At 49.0% G+C, this 18877-nt stretch carries 10 protein-coding genes; 1 reads left to right on the top strand and 9 read right to left on the bottom strand.

From position 1 onward, the window contains the following. Positions 1-116: 116 nt before the first annotated feature. The 6 genes from H065_RS0120250 to H065_RS0120225 form a co-directional block, all read right to left on the bottom strand. Positions 117-2654, bottom strand: a complete 2538-nt coding sequence (locus H065_RS0120250) for a LamG-like jellyroll fold domain-containing protein (RefSeq protein WP_017814913.1) — start codon at positions 2652-2654, stop codon at positions 117-119. A gap of 170 nt (positions 2655-2824) precedes the next feature. After that, positions 2825-6565 carry an alpha-L-arabinofuranosidase family protein gene (locus H065_RS0120245; protein ID WP_017814912.1) on the bottom strand — a complete coding sequence of 1247 codons (3741 nt, stop codon included), beginning with the start codon at positions 6563-6565 and terminating at the stop codon, positions 2825-2827. A gap of 594 nt (positions 6566-7159) precedes the next feature. Continuing rightward, positions 7160-9955 (bottom strand): glycoside hydrolase family 3 C-terminal domain-containing protein, encoded by a 2796-nt coding sequence (locus tag H065_RS0120240; protein WP_017814911.1) that lies wholly within the window; start codon positions 9953-9955, stop codon positions 7160-7162. 974 nt (positions 9956-10929) lie between these two features. Then, complete coding sequence (locus H065_RS0120235) at positions 10930-13311, bottom strand: polyprenyl synthetase family protein (protein ID WP_017814910.1); 2382 nt, start codon at positions 13309-13311, stop codon at positions 10930-10932. 326 nt (positions 13312-13637) lie between these two features. Then, the gene (locus H065_RS0120230) at positions 13638-13865 is read right to left on the bottom strand and encodes a helix-turn-helix domain-containing protein (protein WP_017814909.1); all 228 of its coding nucleotides are present in this window, start codon (positions 13863-13865) and stop codon (positions 13638-13640) included. A 303-nt stretch (positions 13866-14168) separates the two neighbouring features. After that, positions 14169-14594 (bottom strand): MerR family transcriptional regulator, encoded by a 426-nt coding sequence (locus H065_RS0120225; RefSeq protein WP_238558000.1) that lies wholly within the window; start codon positions 14592-14594, stop codon positions 14169-14171. Between the two features lie 81 nt (positions 14595-14675). Between H065_RS0120225 and H065_RS0120220 the strand changes: the two genes are divergently transcribed. After that, the gene (locus H065_RS0120220) at positions 14676-15563 is read left to right on the top strand and encodes an SDR family oxidoreductase (protein ID WP_017814907.1); all 888 of its coding nucleotides are present in this window, start codon (positions 14676-14678) and stop codon (positions 15561-15563) included. 263 nt (positions 15564-15826) lie between these two features. Here the strand turns inward: H065_RS0120220 and H065_RS0120215 are convergent, their stop codons facing one another. Genes H065_RS0120215 through H065_RS0120205 form a run of 3 tightly spaced genes read right to left on the bottom strand, consistent with a single transcriptional unit; the run spans position 15827 to position 18799 of the window. Next, positions 15827-16861 carry an SPFH domain-containing protein gene (locus tag H065_RS0120215; protein ID WP_017814906.1) on the bottom strand — a complete coding sequence of 345 codons (1035 nt, stop codon included), beginning with the start codon at positions 16859-16861 and terminating at the stop codon, positions 15827-15829. A gap of 34 nt (positions 16862-16895) precedes the next feature. Further along, positions 16896-17771, bottom strand: a complete 876-nt coding sequence (locus tag H065_RS0120210) for a TPM domain-containing protein (RefSeq protein WP_017814905.1) — start codon at positions 17769-17771, stop codon at positions 16896-16898. Further along, positions 17768-18799: a TFIIB-type zinc ribbon-containing protein gene (locus tag H065_RS0120205; RefSeq protein WP_017814904.1), complete on the bottom strand. Its 1032-nt coding sequence runs from the start codon at positions 18797-18799 to the stop codon at positions 17768-17770. Before H065_RS0120205 ends, H065_RS0120210 begins: the two co-directional genes overlap by 4 nt. Positions 18800-18877 lie beyond the last annotated feature (78 nt).

Below are 18877 nucleotides of genomic sequence, written 5' to 3'. Positions count from 1 at the left end.
CAAAAAGAGACAACGATCCACTAACAGATCGTTGTCTCTCGGTTTATGATATTTGCCACATCTTTTGCTCAATTTCTATCGTATAGCTATCCAGAAATAGTCTCGCAGGGTACTGATTATTTGGAAGACAGCTCCGCCAGTTGGGCTGGAGTCAGTCCGCCTTCGAATACCTGCAGTTCATCCAGTTCGCCTTTGAATGGAGCATCCCAATAGTTCACGCCCAGGCCAAAGCTGGCATTGTCCGCAGCCGAGAAGCGATCCGGGAATCCGCTACCTGTAAAGGTTGCTTTGCCGTTTACATAGACGGTAACGGTGCCCTGATCCACGGTAAACGCCAGATGGCTCCACTCTCCTGCCGGAATCTTCATGCCGGTGCTGGCATCATACCATGGTGTGCTGCCTGCCCATAGCATCGTATTATCGCTGTCTGTTCCGCGCGGTAGCAGGCTGATCCAGTGATCACTGTCTGCTGCACCAAAGAATGCCGGTGAGTAGACACTCAGCTGCTCCGGCTTCACCCACATGGAGACGGAATACGAATTACTGTGAATAAGTCCATTTGGCAGACGGATACCTGTTGTACCATCCAATACAGCCGATTGTCCGTGTACACCTGTGCCATACGTAATGCTACCCACGGTTGCCGGACGATCCAGACGATCGCCGGTCAGTTCACCTGCGCCATGCTGGCCAGTGCTGTCGTTCAGATTCTGGTCGAAGCTGTAACGGGCGGTCAGCTCGGCATTTACATAAGGCATTACGGTTACATCGAATGTTTTGGTACGTGTCTCGCTGCCATGAGCAATACGCGCCGTCAGTGTCACCGGTACTGCCGTACTACCGGATTCCGGACGGGTTACCTGTCCATTTGCAGCAATAATCTGTTCGTTGGAAGACGTCCAGCTGATGGTTGTACCACGGCTTCCAATAGTTGGTAGTTCCAGATTGGCTGTAATGCCACTCGTGCCGCTCAGTTCCAGTTCGCCATATACATCTTCGATTACCTGTTTATCGGGAGCATCCGGCAGACGACTGCCCCAGCCCATGGTTGCCTGGTCGGACAATGCCGTAAAGGTCATTACATACTGTTTGGACATTGGGTCCCAGTCTTTTACGAATACGCCAGTATACCTTTTGCCGTTAATGGTCAATTCTGCATCATTGGTGCCTTTTTTCTTCCAGGTACCCTGCAATTCGCCTGTAATGGTATGGTCTTCATTCAGACGGATATAACTCGCTTTTTTGATTGTTGGTGAAGAATCGCTACCATGATCGACAAACTGATAATCACCGGTGATCATTTTGTCGCTGACTTTGGCTTCCTGCTCGCCTGCATAACGGTATGGCGAGACAACTGGCCAGCCTTCTTTATTGATAAACATCTGGTGGATACGCAGTTCATGCTCTTCTCCACGTCCCGGGAAACGGGTATGGAAGACGAGGAACAGCTGGCCGGTCTTCGGATCGGTATAGACGGAGTTGTGTCCCGGAGACACATAACCGTAATCCTGCTCTTTGCCCGGATCGCCTACTTTGCTGTCGAACAGGAAGTTGCCGATCAGCTTGTTGCCGTATTCATCATTACTGGTATCTGCCGGCCATGTTGCCTGATGCCCTCTAGCGTCTACATAAGGGCCATCTGCAGACTTGGAGCGGAATACACGCATATTGTACCCGCCGTTAGCTGCGAGTCCACCATAAGTCATGTACAGGTAGAAATAGCCGGTATCCTTGTTGTACTGGATATATGGGCCTTCACCAGATTTGCCGTAGCCACCGGCGATTTTCGTGCCAAAGTAGCGGTCGATCATGCGGCCGTCCTTGGTTTTGCCATCTTTACCCGGATAGATCGGTTTGCCTGTCTTCTGGTCCACTTCCAGTACGAAGATACCACCGGACCATGAACCATAGGTCATCCACATTTTGCCTTTGGCATCCTGGAAAATGGTAGGATCGATCGCATTCGGATACTGCTGGTTGGCATATGATCCATTTTCGTTAAACCATGCCGGATTCTCCGCGCTGATTTTTTTCTGGTCAATCAGCGTCTTGATATTGGTATTGGTCCACTTCTTGTCTACCTGACTGTTGGCATCGAATGCCTTGTCTTTGGTGAATCCGGTATAAATGAAGGTATCTGTGTATTCATACGGTCCTTCGATCTTCTGGGATACGGCCATGCCGATCGCGGAGCGGATATACGTAGACGAGGTGGAATAATACAGTGTATACGCGCCTTTGGAGCCGTCTTTGTTGACATATTTGGAATTCCAGATCACGTCGGGTGCCCATACAGCGAACCCGCCTTTGCTATCCGAATCATTCTCTCCCGCCCATTTGAAAGAACCTGCCAGTGTTTTGGACAGATCACCGTACAGTGTGTTACCCGGAGTAGTGTAACCGTTTGCAAAATTCGACCAATGCATCAGATCCGGAGACTTGGCTGCCGAGATATGGGAGCCGAATACATAGAAAGTATTGCCTGTTTTGATAATGGAAGGATCGTGTACGGTAGCATTGGAAAATGTCGGTTCAGCCGGTGTATTATCCGCTTTGGCTGCGGAAGCCTGTTCACTTGTTACACCTGCGGCAGATACCGCCAGTGAGAATGCCAGCGTCGCGACAGCGAGCTTTTTGGTTACATTTTTGCGCATCAGGTAATCCCCTCTCGTCTTGCTCATGAATGGTAATCTATAATGTGTTCCTGCAGATTATGAAATGAACTGCCTCCATAACTCTAAATGATCGAAATAGAATCTATTCTTCTCATACTCGAAGCTTATGAAGGCAGTCATGTACATAACTACCTTGAATCAGGTGATGATCAGTTGTTCAGACGCAGAATAAGTACATTGACCGAGCTTGCCGGCAGATCCAGTACGACTGTAGTACCTTCCAGCTGAATAGTCTGCTCGGATGGAACCACCTGCTCATTGTTTTTCTTGTTCACATTCGGTGTATGCAGGAGCGATGCATCGCCAGTCAGCGTAATCAGCTGTGCTTCTGCCTGTACATTCAGTTCTTCCAGATTCAGACGGGTCGCCTTGTCTGCAGCATCGGCATTGACCAGCTTCACATAGACATGCTGCTCATCACGAGTTACAGAATGGAATACTTCACGGTTATAGGCTTCGAGCTTGTAATCCAGCACTTTGCTCTCTGTCTGGCCATCGGTATAGGAGCAGATCAGATTGCGTCCGGTCTCGCCGCCATAATTGACCGTAATACTATATTCCGTACCGTCCGCAAGCGGTTCATAGCTGGCTGCCCGCAGGTTTCCTGCTGCCGTACTGGAGGAATAATCGCCCAGCGTATAGCCTTCAATGCCCTGCTTGTACACTTTGACGCCGGTAGCATTGCCGTTGTAGTTGATCGCGTATTCGGTCACATCTTTGGTATCCGGATGAATATCCGTCAGTCCGGCACCAATATAGAACCCTTCGGGACCTGTCAGGCGGGTAGCGGTTACTTCCACTTTGTAGTTGGTCCATTCATCATTCAGAATGTACAGACCATTCATTCCGCTGCCCTGTGCAGCAAGTACCAGACCACGCTCCTCATCGACCGTGTAACCGGCTGATCCCGGGATAACCTGCCATGCCGGATTCAGCTCGGCGGTAAAGTCCTGTTCCAGCAGTACACTGCCATCGACATTGGAAGTGACTTTGACATGCTTCACTGCGATCTCGGCATTGCCTGTAGCGATCTCGATCCCACCACGCGGGATCAGATCCAGCTGGCGACCATGCTTGTAGGTCGAGAATGATGTATCCAGCACTTTGTGTCCCAGATATTTGGCGAATAGATGCTGTACATAATAGTTCGGCGTATACCATACGGTCTCATCGTCGAACCAGATACAGTCCGGCGTCCAGCGGTATGTGCCATCCGTCAGCACTTTGTTGAACAGCGGCGCGTAGGCAGCCAGACGAACCACATCGGCATTATTCTCGAATCCGGTCATCACAGCCGCTTCACCAATCGCGCCTGCCAGCGTATTTTTGTCAGTCGATGCATATTCACCAACGAATACTTTGGATGTTTCTTTCCAGTTGATGCTGCCATCGGCATTATAGGCTCTGTAATAATAGTTGTAGCGATCGGCATTGTTGAGCAGGTACTCATTGGAGCGATAGTAGTGCTCATCCGCAATCGTATCCATGTAATTGTCTTCCTTGGCGTACCAGGTAATCGTTTCTTCGATGACTTTGTCCCGGTCGGCAAAGGCAACTTCGGCTGTTCCTTCCAGATTACCACTCAGGAATTTCCAGCCTTGTTGATACGCATCATCATCGGCCTGTGCGCCAACGGTCGAGATAATATTCAGTTCATGATCCGGATAATGCTTGGCCATGTACTCGTCGATCGAGGTCTTGAACACCTCAAAGTTGGCAAAGAACTCGGTACCCCAGTTCTCGTTACCCACGCCCAGATAACGCAGATCAAATGGTGCTTCATGACCCATATGCTTGCGCATTGCTGCCCATTCGTTATGTTCAAAGTCCATACTGATCGCAAAGTCGATCAGATCGGTAAAGTTCTTGATATAGTAGTCACGCAGCTCGCCACCGGCTGGATGCGCATAATCGGAACGTGCCTGACAGAGTACGCCGCAAGCCATAACTGGCAATGGTACTGCATTCAGATCTTCGGCCAGCTGGAAATACTCCATATAGCCGAGTCCCATCGTCATCATGTAGCCCCAGACGTTGAAGTTTTCTTTGCGCAGCTCGATATCGCCGACCGATTCTTTCCAGTCATACACATTCTCCCAGATAAAGGAGCCTTCCGAGATACATCCACCCGGGAAACGCAGGAACGTCGGATGCATGTTCACTAGTGCGTTAACCAGATCCTTGCGCAGACGGTAGTTCGGGTTGCCGGTATAGTTGGCATGGGCAGATGGAGAACCTTCTTCTTCGCCTGCTCCCCATACATCCTGCGGATACAGAGATACCATATCGATCGATATGTCTCCGTCAAAGGTCAGTGCCAGCTGTCCCAGCACTTCGGCAGATCCGGTCAGTGTCAGCTTCGGCTCTACACCATATTTGCGCCAGGTTCCGTCACCTTCCACCTGTACGGTCACCGTATCACTGGCTGGCTGTCCATCCGCTGTCTGCAGCTGCAACGTAATCGTTCCGGCTGCTTCTGCTTTGGCCCAGATCGTAAAGTCGTAACGGGCATCACGCTGGATAAACATGGCGCAATTGTTATTGGTATCGTTAAATCCGCGGTTGATAATCGTTGCACCGCTGGCTACTTTTACATAATAGGAGTTCACATCGGGATCACTGACACCGAAATGTTCATTCAGTCCACCGCTATTCTGCGGAGTCATTTTGTCGGTATCGCCATACCAAGCGAATAATGGCTCACGATTACGACCTGTCGAGCATCCGCATTCACCGGAAGCATGGGAGTACGTATCAAAAGCAAACGATTCAAAGGAGCGGTTCTGCACCATTTCCGCATAGATTCCGCCATCGGCCGCATTGTTGATATCTTCGTAGAACAGTCCGTACATCACTTCGCTGACATCCAGTACTTCCCGGCTGCCATGAATCGTCAGAGTATAAGGCGGCAGATCCTTGGGCAGTACGGATACGTCAAAGCTTTTCTCCAGTGTGCTGCCGCCGCGGGTCATGCTCGCTGTAATCGTCACGCCTTCCGCTTGGCTGACTTCCTGAATCCGGCCGTCATGAGCCAGAATCTCCGGTCGGCTCGATGTCCAGCTGATCTGCACCCGGCCGCCCATCAGAGACTCGGGAAGTGTCAGATCACGCGTAATAATCGTCGTAGGGAAAGATAGATATTTGTCCCGTGCCAGACGAGTAACCTCTTCATCTGTCAGCGAGTCGCACATGACTTCGATCACTTCATCTTCGGACAATCCTGCTTCATATACCCGGAAGTCTGCAATCGCTCCGGTGTAATCATCATCCGCTGCGAACTGGGAACGTCCGATATAATTGCTATTGTAATTGCCTTCTTCGGTAAATGTAGCAAACCAGGCGCGTAGGCGTGCGTAGTTACCGCTCGATGTCTGGCTAATCGTTCCATCTACAGCAATTTCGCCATTTACATAGACGACCGGACCCGCGCTGCTCAGTGTTCCGCCTTCGGTTCCTTTAACAGAGATGGCGACGTGCATCCACTCATCACGGACAAATCCCTTACCAGGGTCGACAGCCAGATCGCCGTCTGCTGTCAGGGTTCCACGCATTTGACGGGTGAGGAAAATAGAGGGCTTGCCTTCTCCGGCACCAAAGTCAAAAATACGTTCCCAAATGCTCACGCCCATACCAAAATTCACCCATGCCGTTACTGTAAGCCCTGTGTTATCGCTTACATCTTTGAGTAAATCAGTAGGCAGCTGTATGTAGGAAGAACCGTTTGCTCCACCGGTAAAGGAAGCTGCATGACGTCCGTATACTTCTTGAACAACAGGCGCACTCTTACCGGAAGCGGTTGCATGATTATCTTTGCCGGAGCTGTCTTTGCCGATCTGATCGGCATTGTCGAATTTGTACTGTGCAATGAGTCGATCCTGGATATGTGTCATATGCAATACTCCTATACTTTTATTGTTAATATTTATATTAATATATTAATGTAATTATATTCTATAAAGTCATACTACTCTATATGAAGGGTGTTTTTCAACTCTTTTTCGGTTCGTCGGTAGATTTTGGGTAAATAGTCGTTTATAGATTTGCTGATGAGTAACAAGGGAGGTAACTTATTAGAGGATGCCACCTGTATATTAAAACGACTGCTTTAGGAGAAGGCAGTAACTTTAGCTGAAGACATTACATAAAATATGGATTACTCTGTTCGCAGGTATTCTTATGATCGCAGGAATATGAATGTTCCTTCCCCTGGTACACCTTCAATCAGGCAGCTTTATTTCACGGGTATCATTACGAATATCGAGAAACTGGACAGCAATATAGATGGTGCCAAGTTATACTATTCAATCACTCCGGATGACGGATCCATTCACTCCATCAGCAAAAAGCCCTTCGCTAATCATACGAAGGGCTTTTTACCAAATGGATAGCAGATATGATGTAATGCTTTGTTCTGTTCATTGAAGTAAGATGCGAATAAACCTGATAGCAGCACTATCTGCACTTTATTACGGACTATCGTATAATTACACGCGCTTGAACTCGATCCATTCCACCTGCATACCCGGCTTCACAAATTCAAATGTCACTTCATAGACTCCACTTGCCAGCTCGGCTTTGACCAGCTTCTGGCGCAACCATCTGCCTTCGGTGCCGTTCGTCTGAATCGTCGTCACAACTTCGCCGTTCAGCATCAGATTGCAGGCACTCTGGGCCAGTTCGGTATCCGGTGACATCACATGGGCGAACAGACGATAGACGCCTGGTTGTTCGACATGGATTAGTGTCGCTGCTGCTGTATCCACTGTTATCTGGCGATCTTCTGTCGCGGGCTGAGCCTGCTCGGCAGAAAGGGCATCATTGGCTGGATAAGCATTCACCGTCTCTTCAATCACCTGGTTGCGGGCAAATACCGGTGCCTGGATTAGGAAGTTACAGATATTAATCGCACTGCGCTGCAGCTCGCCACGGGTAAGTGTGCCATTCGCCAGCGATTCAATCGTATTGTCGCCCCATACATTCGTCTCGGCGCCATAGTTGCTGACGACCATGTACAGATCGTTCTGGGCGCGTACCATGGCATTGGTATTTTTGCGATCGGCTGGACCGCCATTTACAACGTCATTCATGATCGCCCACCAGTCGGTCATCACGATGCCCTGGAAGCCCCATTCACCGCGCAGAATCGTAGTGTTCAGATCATAATTGGAAGCTGCCCAGTGTCCGTTGACCGGATTGTATGAAGTCATGATACAGTTGGAACCGCCTTGCTTGACTGCAATCTCGTAGCCTTTGAGATAAATCTCGCGTAGTGCACGCTCGGATACAACGGCATCGACTTTACTGCGATACTGCTCCTGGTTATTGCAGGCAAAATGCTTCAATGTACCATTCGAACCGCCGCGCATAATGCCGCGTACACAGGCTGCTGCCAGCTGTCCGGTTACGAGCGGATCTTCGGAAAAGTATTCAAAGTTCCGTCCATTAAGCGGACTGCGGTGAATATTCATACCCGGTCCGAGCAGTGCATCGACATTGTTACGCACCAGCTCTTGTCCTTCCAGTACATACATTTCTTCGACCAGCTCTACATTCCAGGTGGATGCCAGCAATGTACCGATCGAGACCTGTGTAGACTTGTCGCCGCTGTCCATCCGGATACCGGACGGGCCATCTGCCGTACATCCTACCGGAATGCCGTAGCCCAGCAGACTGTCGCTAACTCCGCCAAATGCCGATGCTGTGCCAGGTGTAACCAGCGGACTGCTCATGCCTTCTCCACGTACAATCGCAGCCAGATCCTCATCGCTCAGCTGGGCAATAAATTCCTCCATGCTGACCTTTTGCTCCGCTACATCTCTGAGCTTGTAACCGCGATCCCCCGTCTGTTCCAGCTGAGGTGGCATTTGCTGTTCAATCCGTTCTGCCAGCGAAACCTTCTGCTTCGGCACTTCGGTGTATGTGATTTCATACGTACCATTATCCAGTTTCTGTCCCGGCTTGATCCGGTTAAACGTTACTGTCGGTGCCATCGCTTCCTGCAGCTGTTCCACAATCTGCAGCTCGGTCACCTCGTAACCTTCGCCACCGGCATATTTTACAGCCTCCAGCTGACGAATACTGTTGCCTGCATAGAAACGATATATTCCCTCTTCGAGCACATAGGCATGCGCATGTCCGGTAATCCCACTGTCATCGTAGGAAGCCATGCTATGTACCGGGAAAGTAATCACGAGACGCTCCGATTCGCCCGGCTGCAGCAGTCCGGTTTTGCCAAAAGCAGCAAGCGAACGTGCCGGCTGACCCAGTTGTCCCTGTGGCGCTTCGTAGTACACTTGTACGACTTCCTTGCCTGCATAGACTGTACCGGTATTCGTAACCTGCACACCGATCTCAATGTACTCCTGTCCTTCATGGCTTGTCCGCTGCGCTTCCTCCGGCTTCACTTCAAAGGAAGTATAGGATAATCCATAACCAAACGCATATTGTACCTTCTCCGGCGCAAATGTCTCAAAGTAACGATAACCTACGTAAATATCCTCTTCATACAGACTCTGGTGCTCATTGCCATAATTCTTGGTAGATGGATAATCGTCAATGGAATAGGCGATTGTATCCGGCAGTTTGCCGCTTGGCGTCACTTCGCCGACCAGTACGTCTGCAATTGCATTACCGCCCTCCATGCCGCCATGCCAGGAATAGATGACCGCCGAGATTGGATGAATATGACTCTTGTCCTGCACCCAGCTCATGTCCACGATGTTGGATACATTAAGAACGACAACCGTCTGTTCAAAATGAGCCGTAACCTGCTTCAGCATATTCAGCTCATCATCAGTCAGACGGTAACTACCCGGCGCATCCGCATTATCCTTGTCCTCACCGGCGGTACGTCCAATTACGATAATTGCTTTATCCGACTGCTGCCTTGCCTCTGCGACCAGCTCGTCTGTCAGCGTCATCTCCTGCTGGTGCCATGGTTCAGCCGCCCAGCCTCCGCCTCCGTTATCGAACGGATTCTCTTGAATCCACTGCTCGTACACTTGTGCCAGCTGTTCATTGACACGAATATCCGTCTTGCTGCGCAATCCATCCAGTAGATTGGTGGTATACGCTACGTGTACACTACCGCCAGAACCTGTACCACTGCGGTAATAATCGACCTGTACGCGCCCAAAAATCGAAACGCTTTCATTTTTCCGGATCGGCAGAACCTGGTTGTTATTTTGCAATAGTACTGCACCTTCGGCAGCAACCTTACGGCTAAATTCAGCAAAGCCCTCGAGCGGGACTCCGATTTGTGAAGTAGTTGGTGTAGTCAATGTATTCCCTCCTGAATCGTAAATAGTCTGGTGATACACACGATGTCCATAGTTACAATCTGCATACTCTCTTCTACCATTATGTACGTAACGAACTGGAAAAAGCAAAGGCCTGCGCGGTAAATGACCATCCAGTTGTGGCTGATTTGTGAGATACACGGGTATGCAGGTCGTTTGCAGAAGTCAGCAGTAGATATCCGGTATTCATTTAGCTCTTGGTGCTCGGTTGGTGAGTGCCTACTTCCAAACGGGACACTGTTGATATGCTTTTGGTGGTTTGCTGTGTGCTGTTTGTGGTTTGCTGTTCATTATTCTGGCAGGAATAACAATAAGGGAGTGTTTTGTAATTGTGTCTGATGGATGGTCACCGCTCCGGGAAGGGATCATACCGGCGGCCTCCGGTTAAGAATGGATATTTTGAAATACCGCTTATCGCGGTAAATATCCATTCTTAAATGTCGGCCTATGGTATGATTCCCTTCCTGCGCTCCGTGCGTTTTATTGCATTCTTATGTATGCACATTTCATATTTCATATTTTATTTTTATGTGCCGTATGCCGTATGCCGTATGCCGTATGCCGTATGCCGTATGCCGTATGCCGTATGCCGTATGCCGTATGCCGTATGCCGTATAAAATGATACACCACCTTGCACAGAATGCATACGCATAGAACGGAAGAAAGGAAATAAGGGAAATGGACGACATTTAAGCCTGGAGATCTCCCTTTGCTCCTACTATCAAAGATCTCCAGGCTTAACCGGAGGACATTCCCTTATTCCTTTCTGGAGTGGATGAAGCATCCCCCGATCTGCCACACATATCCCCCCCTTACCATTTCAGACTCCAAACAAAAAAGGCACCGTAGCAATAACGGCGCCTTGCATTGGACAACGATGCAACTCCCATAACCATCCAGTTCACAGTATATAGACGATTTCCTGTTCAGCAGCATACTTCAATGAAAATGGTGCTTACCGATCCCGATGCACGATGTAATCCAGCAGATGCTTCAGAAAAGGAACATCCTGCGGCAGGCTACGCAGTGCTTCGATGGCGCAGCAGTAGTGGTTCCACATTTCTTTGCGTGCCCCTTCTTCCCCGAGAATGGAGACGAAGGTGGAATTGTTGTTCTGTACATCCTGACCGACCGGCTTGCCGATGACCAGCACGTCGCCGCCCAGATCGAGCAGGTCGTCTTTGATCTGAAAAGCAATACCGGCGTGGTAAGCGAACGTTTGAAGTGCCTCGATTTCCTTTTCACCTGCTTGTGCGAGCAAGGCTGGCATCACAAGCGAAGCTTCGAAGGCAACGCCTGTTTTGTAAAAGCAGATCGTATTCAGCTGTTCCAGCGTTAGCGCCTGACCGCGGGCATCCAGATCCATCGCCTGGCCAGTGCACAGCTGTTCGGCCTTTTCGGCAGAATACTGCATCAACTTTAGTACGGCTCGGGCATCGAAGTCTTCCATGGAAGACTGTTCGCGGATACTTTTCTGGATCAGGAACAATCCACTCAGTTCGGCCGTCGCGCTGTCATGCACTTCATGAAGGGTAGCTCGTCCACGACGGGTAGACGCGTTGTCCTGGGAAGGCAGATCGTCGAAGATCAGCGAAGCGGTATGCATATATTCGAGTGATCGCAGCAGGGGCATGAGCGCCTGTGCATCCAGACCGTAATGATGCACCCCCATCACCCAGGCGAGAATCGGACGCAACCTTTTGCCGGAGCCTTCGAGGCTGTAATTGGCTGCTTCGATCAGCCGTTTGTTCATTGGCAGCAGATTTTCCTTATTATCCAATAGTAGCGTATCATTGATCTGCTGCCTTACCTCATGCAGCGTCTGCCGGAATTGCTCCTGCTCTTCCCGATCCTGTCTCAGACTATTTAGCATCTGATCACGCAGCAGCTTGTCCAGGAAATCCACATCTTCCGCTTTGCGAACCATCTGCTGGATCAGTTGGTTGAACTGAGGCATGCCTGCTGTGAGAGTATCCATTATCTCATCGTATTTGGCATTCCCCAGACGGACACGGGCACGCTTGAGACCATTAATGGCCCGGTCCAAAATAACTTCGCGAGTCCGGTAATCACTGCCGTATACATTGTGGATCAGATGAGCGATTACCGCCCAGTACAGCTCAAATGGGTTCACCAGATCGCTGCGCTGGCGGTGGTATTTGAGATAATACGTATACGGCGTTACCGAGCCCGCTCTCCTATCATCGAACATATCGGCGAAATCATCTGCCAGTTGGTTATAGATACCATAACAGAATGTACGATGATCGAATCCTTCATCTTCCGGTGCACCGATAATCGAGCGCGCGACCAGCCGGGAACAGGAGGATTTGAGAATTACCGGAATATACAGCTCTTCATTCGTATAGTGATCATGACTCAGATCCCGCGTCCGGTCGATATCCTGGGATTGGAAAAATACATAGGACTGTTCAAAAAACACCTGCTGGGTTCCCGGCTGCTGTCTACTTTTGATATATTCGAACGCCTCACGCAGTTCGGCATGAATATACCGAATTAGCTCCATATGATTTCCCGACCAGTCACCCAGCTTGGGAACCGTACCGGTCAACAATGCAGTACGGATCAGGCGGGAATACTGCTCTTTCTCCTGCACATTGAGCAGTGTCGAATCGAGAATATCGTCCACAAAAGGATAGGTCAGTCCGTAGGAGTAGCCCAGACGCACCGCTTCATCCAGTCGGCGGGCACGCTCCGTCGCAGATAGGGTATCCTCCATTTCCTCCATGGCATGCAGCACCACGCCGACAATAATTTTGATCAACTTGCGCTGGGCCTGTTCGGCACTCAGCTCTTCCGGAATATGGTTGGTTACGCCCTGCAGCTTGTCCATTACCCAGATAATAGCGGACTCAATGCCTTCCTTTTGCGCCCAGCGGTAGACGCCATCCATGCTCATGAACATCGTAATATCGCTCTGTGGACCTGTATCCGGATTCACAAGACGCTTGCGCAGGCTGGCAATCACTTCCTGAATCCGTGCCTCTGTCTCGGGTGCATCCAGTGCCCGTCCCAGATCCCTCATATAAATATACGAGACGCTGCGGTTCAGATAATTATCCAGTTTGCCTGTCAGGTTCAGCCACTGGATATACCGATGATAGTCTCCGGTATCCGGTGCCTTTTTGCGGGAGAAGCGGGACAGCCAGGAATGGAGCGGAATATGATTCTTTTGCCAGAGACGAAAATCGCTGGTTAACGCCAGGATATACGTCTGTGCACGTACCTGTGTATACAACTCTGCAAAATAACCAGCCGCTTTTTGCTCAGCCAGCTGGTAGCCGGTGTCTGCATGATTTACAAATTTTTCATTCATCAGAAATCCCTCAAATTCGATTTAGTCGTCATCCGGTACATATCCGAAATAACCTATCAGATAAGCTTTATGGGTTATAGTCAGCGATTAAGATACGTGGGCATACAGATATCTGATCCTGTATCGATTCGTATGGTTCACATCATGTAGTAGAACTTGGCCGTTCATATGTACAGGGTAATACGGGACAACAGGAGCCGGGTTACGAAATATGCTCTTTCTCCTTATATCGTGAGGAATGCGCAAAGAAACAAGCATTAAATCAACAAAACCACCAACCGGATTGCGGCTGATGGTCTGATGATGGTATAGGGTAACGATAACAGCTAGGCTTGCTTAACAATCTCATCTAGTTCACTTTTGAGTAAAAGGTAACGATGCACACTTCGCATGATCGGCACCTTGGTCAGCTTGTTTTTATCGACGTAGACCTTCATTTGATCTTTGGACATGCCCAGTAGAGCTCCAGCTTCCGAGACGGTTAATACGACTTCATTGCTGGTTGCGTTAAAGGTTTCTTTCACTTTCAGATTCCAGTCCTTGAATACCTGCATAGATGGGCAACCCTTCCTATTCGCATCCAAAATCGTTTCCTGACCGAATCATTCCATTATATCACATTTATGTTGTGTTTTTCTTCAAAATCTGCTGGATCCAAAATTTTTGTAGCATGTGGTCTAAAATGAACGTGTTTGGACGTGTAGATGCTCGTATGAAGTAACACCGCTCCGAAAAGCGATTCTACCACTCCCTCCGGTTAAGAATGGATATTTTGACATACCGCTGATTGCGGTAAATATCCATTCTTAAATGTCGGTCGTTGGTAGAATTCTCTTTTCTGCGCTCTGTGCTTGATACTACAACTTCACTGTGCTGGTCTGCTGCTTCTCGCTCTCGATCCTTTCCCGGTTTCTGAAAAATTCGATTTTATCATCCACTTTCCGTAGTGCGCGCTCCAGTTCCTGCTGCTGCTCTACAATTTTGGCGCGATAGGTCTCCATAAATTCGCGGCGCACCCGGGCCGAGTCGGCTGCGCTGTTATTCATGGCGCTGAACTGCTGCATTTCACGTATAGGCAGGCCCATATCCCGGAAATGCTTGATCACCTGAAACCATTTGATATCCGATTCCGAATACTGCCGGTATCCGTTAGCATCGCGCTGTATTCCGTACACCAATCCCATCTGCTCATAATAGCGCAGGGTATGCACACTTAGTCCTGTCTGCTCGGCAACTTGTTTACTTGAAAAGGTAGTCTCCATTTTTTTAGTATACTCTCGCATTTGGGGTATTGCTATAGAGTGAACTCTATACTTTATGCTGAACCGGTAAGTAGATATCAACTCGACGAGGAGGATTTATCGATGAAAGTATTTGTTACAGGAGCAACAGGATTTGTAGGATCAGCAGTGTTGAAGGAATTACTCCAGGCAGGCCATGAAGTCACCGGTCTCGCACGTTCGGACAAAGCAGCCAACCTGCTGACTGAAGCTGGTGTAGCCGTACATAGAGGCTCGCTGGAAGATACCGATAGTCTGCGCCAGGCTGCGCGGGAAGCAGACGGTATTATTCATCTTGGCTTTATTCATGATTTCTCCAACTATGAAGCAGCCGCCGAGATTGACCGACTGGCGATCGAAGCGATGGGCAGCGAGCTGGAAGGCACGGATAAGCCGATTGTGCTAACTTCTGGTGCCTTGATGGTGGCGCCGGGACGTATCGGCACTGAAGAAGACGAAGCATCCGCACATTCCATCCGGCACTCGGAGACTGCTGCACGTGCACTGGTACAGCGCGGAGTACATGCTTCTGTTATACGCCTGGCCCCTTCTGTGCATGATGTGGGCGATCATGGATTTATGCATACGCTGATTCATATTGCACACAGCAAAGGTGTATCTGCTTATATCGGCGATGGCACCAACCGCTGGTGTGCTGTACATCGTCTGGATGCCGCCATACTGTTCCGCAAAGCTCTGGAGCATGCAGCAGCAGGCAAGATGCTGCATGGTATCGATGAAGAAGCCATTCCCTTCCGCGAGATTGCCGAAGTGATCGGGCAAGAGCTGGGATTGCCGGCAGCCAGCATCAGCGCGGATGAAGCAGCAGAGCATTTTGGCTGGATTCATTTTGCCGTCGCTGCAGATGCACCTGTATCCAGCACGCTCACCCGGGAATGGATGGATTGGACACCTGTACACCACGGACTGATTGCAGACTTGAAGCAGGGACATTATTTTACAGAAGCTTGAGCCGAATAACCGGAATGAATCGGTATACGGATCTGTAGACTATAGAGATTACAGGTTCGCTGACGAATATAGCTATACCAAAAAGCACCCCTTGCATGAACATTGACCAACCCTGAAGGTTCAATAATGTTCATGCATAGGGGGGCTTTTTATTTGTTCGCAGATCCATCTGTCCAGAACGTATAACTCAACTCCGACGATATGAGTAATATGGATACTTTCAACCACATCAATTAACCGTGGGGATCAGGCCCTCCGTCTATTTAGGCGAGCTTGTAGCCGCAGTTCGGACAGAACTTGGAGCCTTCGTTCTTGGTACCGCAGTTAGGGCAGAATTTCGGCGTGATTCCACTTTCGCCGGATGCTGGCGCAGAGGCATCATTTTGCCCGTTATTCGCTGGCTGACCGGCAGCAGGATTCGCTCCCTGACTAGCATTGTTGGCATTTGGATTAGTTGCGTTCATATTCTTCATCATCTCGTTGGCTATGTTCATGCCCATCATCATCCCTGCCATGTCGGCTGCTGTACCGCCGCTTTGCACTTTGCCCGAAGCGATGCCGTCGGTCATGCTGACCTGCTGGTACTTCTGCATATTCCCGATCATCTCGTGGGAAGCGGTCTTGGTGATCATATCCTGAATTTCCTGCGGATAATTGAAGCTCATCACCTGGAAGCCGGTAATCCCGATTCCGATGCTCATCATCTGCATATCGAGATCTTCACGAATACCGTTCGCGATATCCGATGCATTGGCCTGCAGGTTGAACATGTCCTTGCCTTCGCGGCTGATCCACTTCATCAGCAGCTGATCCAGTACAGCCGTAATGCGGATTTTCACATCCTCGACGACATAGCTTTGCTTGATCCCGGCAACCTTGTCGATCAGGGCGACATAATCACTGACTTTGAAAGTAAACGTACCGTTCGCACGAATCGGCATTCCGCCCGGCAGCTGCGGAGCTGGGATCAGGACCGGACTCTGCGTTCCCCATCTCACGGTAAATTCCTTGGTATTGACGAAGAGCACTTCCACCCGCATGCCGCTGTTGAATCCGAATTTGAACCCTTTGAGTGTCGACAGGAACGGAATAATATCCGAATCCACATCAAAAGAACCTTCATCCTCAAAAATACCTTCTACCTTGCCGTTATTCAGAAAAATAGCATCCTGACCGGAGCGAATAATCAGCTTACTGCCTTTTTTGATCTCCCGATTGTTCCATTTCCAGAAGATCATATCGTCTCTGAACTCTTCCCATTCCACTACATTGGCAAATTGATTTTTGAAAAATCCCATATTTCCGCACCCCTTCTATATGTAGCTTGTATAATTAAAAAGAACCTCTGCTTCCACTGTGCGAATTACCTCCGCTGCTGGTTCCCCCGCCTCCACCACTGCTGTTGTTGCGCTCAATCTTGGTCTTGGTTACGGTCGTATGCAGATAACGATCCTGTTGGTCCAACAAGCTTGAAGTTTCGGCCTCTTCATATGTGGAACGGTTGACAGTGACTCTGCCGCCAGCACCTGCCAGCATAATCCAAACTACGATAATACCGATCACTACAGCGATGAGCAGCTGGAACCAGAATTTGAATAGCAGATTATCTGAATCCCTGTCTGTATGATAGTTATCATAATTATTATAGTTATTAGACGTTCCTCCCGAGGAGTAATCACTATAACCTGCACTGTTTCCTGCTGAATCAGCTACGATATACCGGGCAGACAGTTTTATATATTGTTCAAAAGCACTGGCGTAATCACCCGAAGACAGATTGCCGGTGATTTGTTCGCGTATAGCGTCCAGCTTCTGGCTGTCCAGTGTATACTGAGCTTCGCCATAACCAGCCAGGTAAATATCGCGGTTACGCATATCCATGACGAGCACGACAGCATCGCCAAATTTTTGGTTATATCCAAACCCTTTGTCATCATACAAATCTTCGTTCAGGATCTGTACATCCTTGTTATTCGGGTTATTGGTTGTATAAATAATAAAATCAGTCTGTCGCTTGGCACTATATTCTGCTGCAAGCCGATTTAGGTGATTCTTTTCCTTCGCAGTCAGCAGACCCGCATCATCATAGACATAATTTTTACCGGTGCTGGAAGATGCAGCTGCAGTATGAGCGTCTAGAAAAGGAACAGATACAAAGACAAGCAGCATAATCAATAATGGGATACATCTGGATGTTAAACGCTTCATAGGAAGCCACCTCCCATCCCCCAGGCAACCAGCTTCACAGCGAGCAGCGATACAGCCGTTACACCAGCAAACCAGCTACTTACTTTTAATTTGCTGATCGGTGGTCTGCCTACGACTTTACCAGTCTGTCCATTCATCGCAAACATATACTCTTTCCCGTTATAATCATAGTTTACCATCCATACGGGGAATAACGCATAATCTGCCCGCTGCACTGTCGTGTCTACTTGTTTTCCCGAATAACTCACACTGCTGTAACCTGTGACGGTCGAAGCGACTGCTGAATCGATATAAGGAAGAATCTTATTTTTAGCTCGTGAGAACAGTTCTTGATCGTCAAAACTGTATTTTTCGGCGATATAGCCAGCCAGATACGGTGTCTTGAATTCTTTTAACTGCGTATGCGGAAATGGCTCCAATCGATCCATCAGCTTATCATCCATCTTTTCCGAAGCATCCAGTGGCAGATTCACATAGTTAAGACGCATCTTACGATAAAACTCATAATGAGACGTTTCTGTATACTGGTAATCCCCTTGCGTATAACTTCTGACTTTGGTCGCTCGCCCATGTGCCTCTACCATATTATGTAGGTCATATATCCAAAAAGGTACGTAAATTCCGGTTAAACTTTTAATCCGATCCGCAGTCATAAAGCCAGATGGCGTAAGTAACCCTTTACGGCACCATTTTACAAAAGCTTCTTCTGCCTGCTTCTTGCTGATCGCAAACGGAAGCACACTCTGAGGTGCCAACTCTCCGCTTAAACGATCACTAAGTACAACAGCAGATCCGCAAAAACTGCAAGTGGTCGCACTGGTCTCTGGTTCTGTAACAATGTCTGCACCACAGTTTGGACAGTGATACTGCTTGATCTCATCCGGCGTGAATACCTGTTTTTTGAGCGGATCAGGCAGTTGTTCAATATTATCCTGTCTGCCGCAGCTGGGACAAGATAATGTTCCAGTAGAACTGTCAAACATCATGCTACTGCCACAGTTGGGGCATTTGTAATCAATAACCGGCATAGGCTCACCTCCATATCAAAATCAGTTTGTTGTGTTCGCGTACGTCAATATACCTACCTGCAATACAGTCATCATGCG

Source organism: Paenibacillus shenyangensis, from assembly GCF_000346635.1.
Lineage (GTDB): Bacteria > Bacillota > Bacilli > Paenibacillales > Paenibacillaceae > Saccharibacillus > Saccharibacillus dauci.
This window is presented reverse-complemented; position numbering and strand designations above follow the sequence as displayed.

Coding starts and splice junctions, on each gene's coding strand:
- H065_RS0120250 (WP_017814913.1), bottom strand. CDS start 2,654: ATGCGCAAAAATGTAACCAAAAAGCTCGCTGTCGCGACGCTGGCATTC.
- H065_RS0120245 (WP_017814912.1), bottom strand. CDS start 6,565: ATGACACATATCCAGGATCGACTCATTGCACAGTACAAATTCGACAAT.
- H065_RS0120235 (WP_017814910.1), bottom strand. CDS start 13,311: ATGAATGAAAAATTTGTAAATCATGCAGACACCGGCTACCAGCTGGCT.
- H065_RS0120230 (WP_017814909.1), bottom strand. CDS start 13,865: ATGCAGGTATTCAAGGACTGGAATCTGAAAGTGAAAGAAACCTTTAAC.
- H065_RS0120225 (WP_238558000.1), bottom strand. CDS start 14,594: ATGCGAGAGTATACTAAAAAAATGGAGACTACCTTTTCAAGTAAACAA.
- H065_RS0120220 (WP_017814907.1), top strand. CDS start 14,676: ATGAAAGTATTTGTTACAGGAGCAACAGGATTTGTAGGATCAGCAGTG.
- H065_RS0120215 (WP_017814906.1), bottom strand. CDS start 16,861: ATGGGATTTTTCAAAAATCAATTTGCCAATGTAGTGGAATGGGAAGAG.
- H065_RS0120210 (WP_017814905.1), bottom strand. CDS start 17,771: ATGAAGCGTTTAACATCCAGATGTATCCCATTATTGATTATGCTGCTT.
- H065_RS0120205 (WP_017814904.1), bottom strand. CDS start 18,799: ATGCCGGTTATTGATTACAAATGCCCCAACTGTGGCAGTAGCATGATG.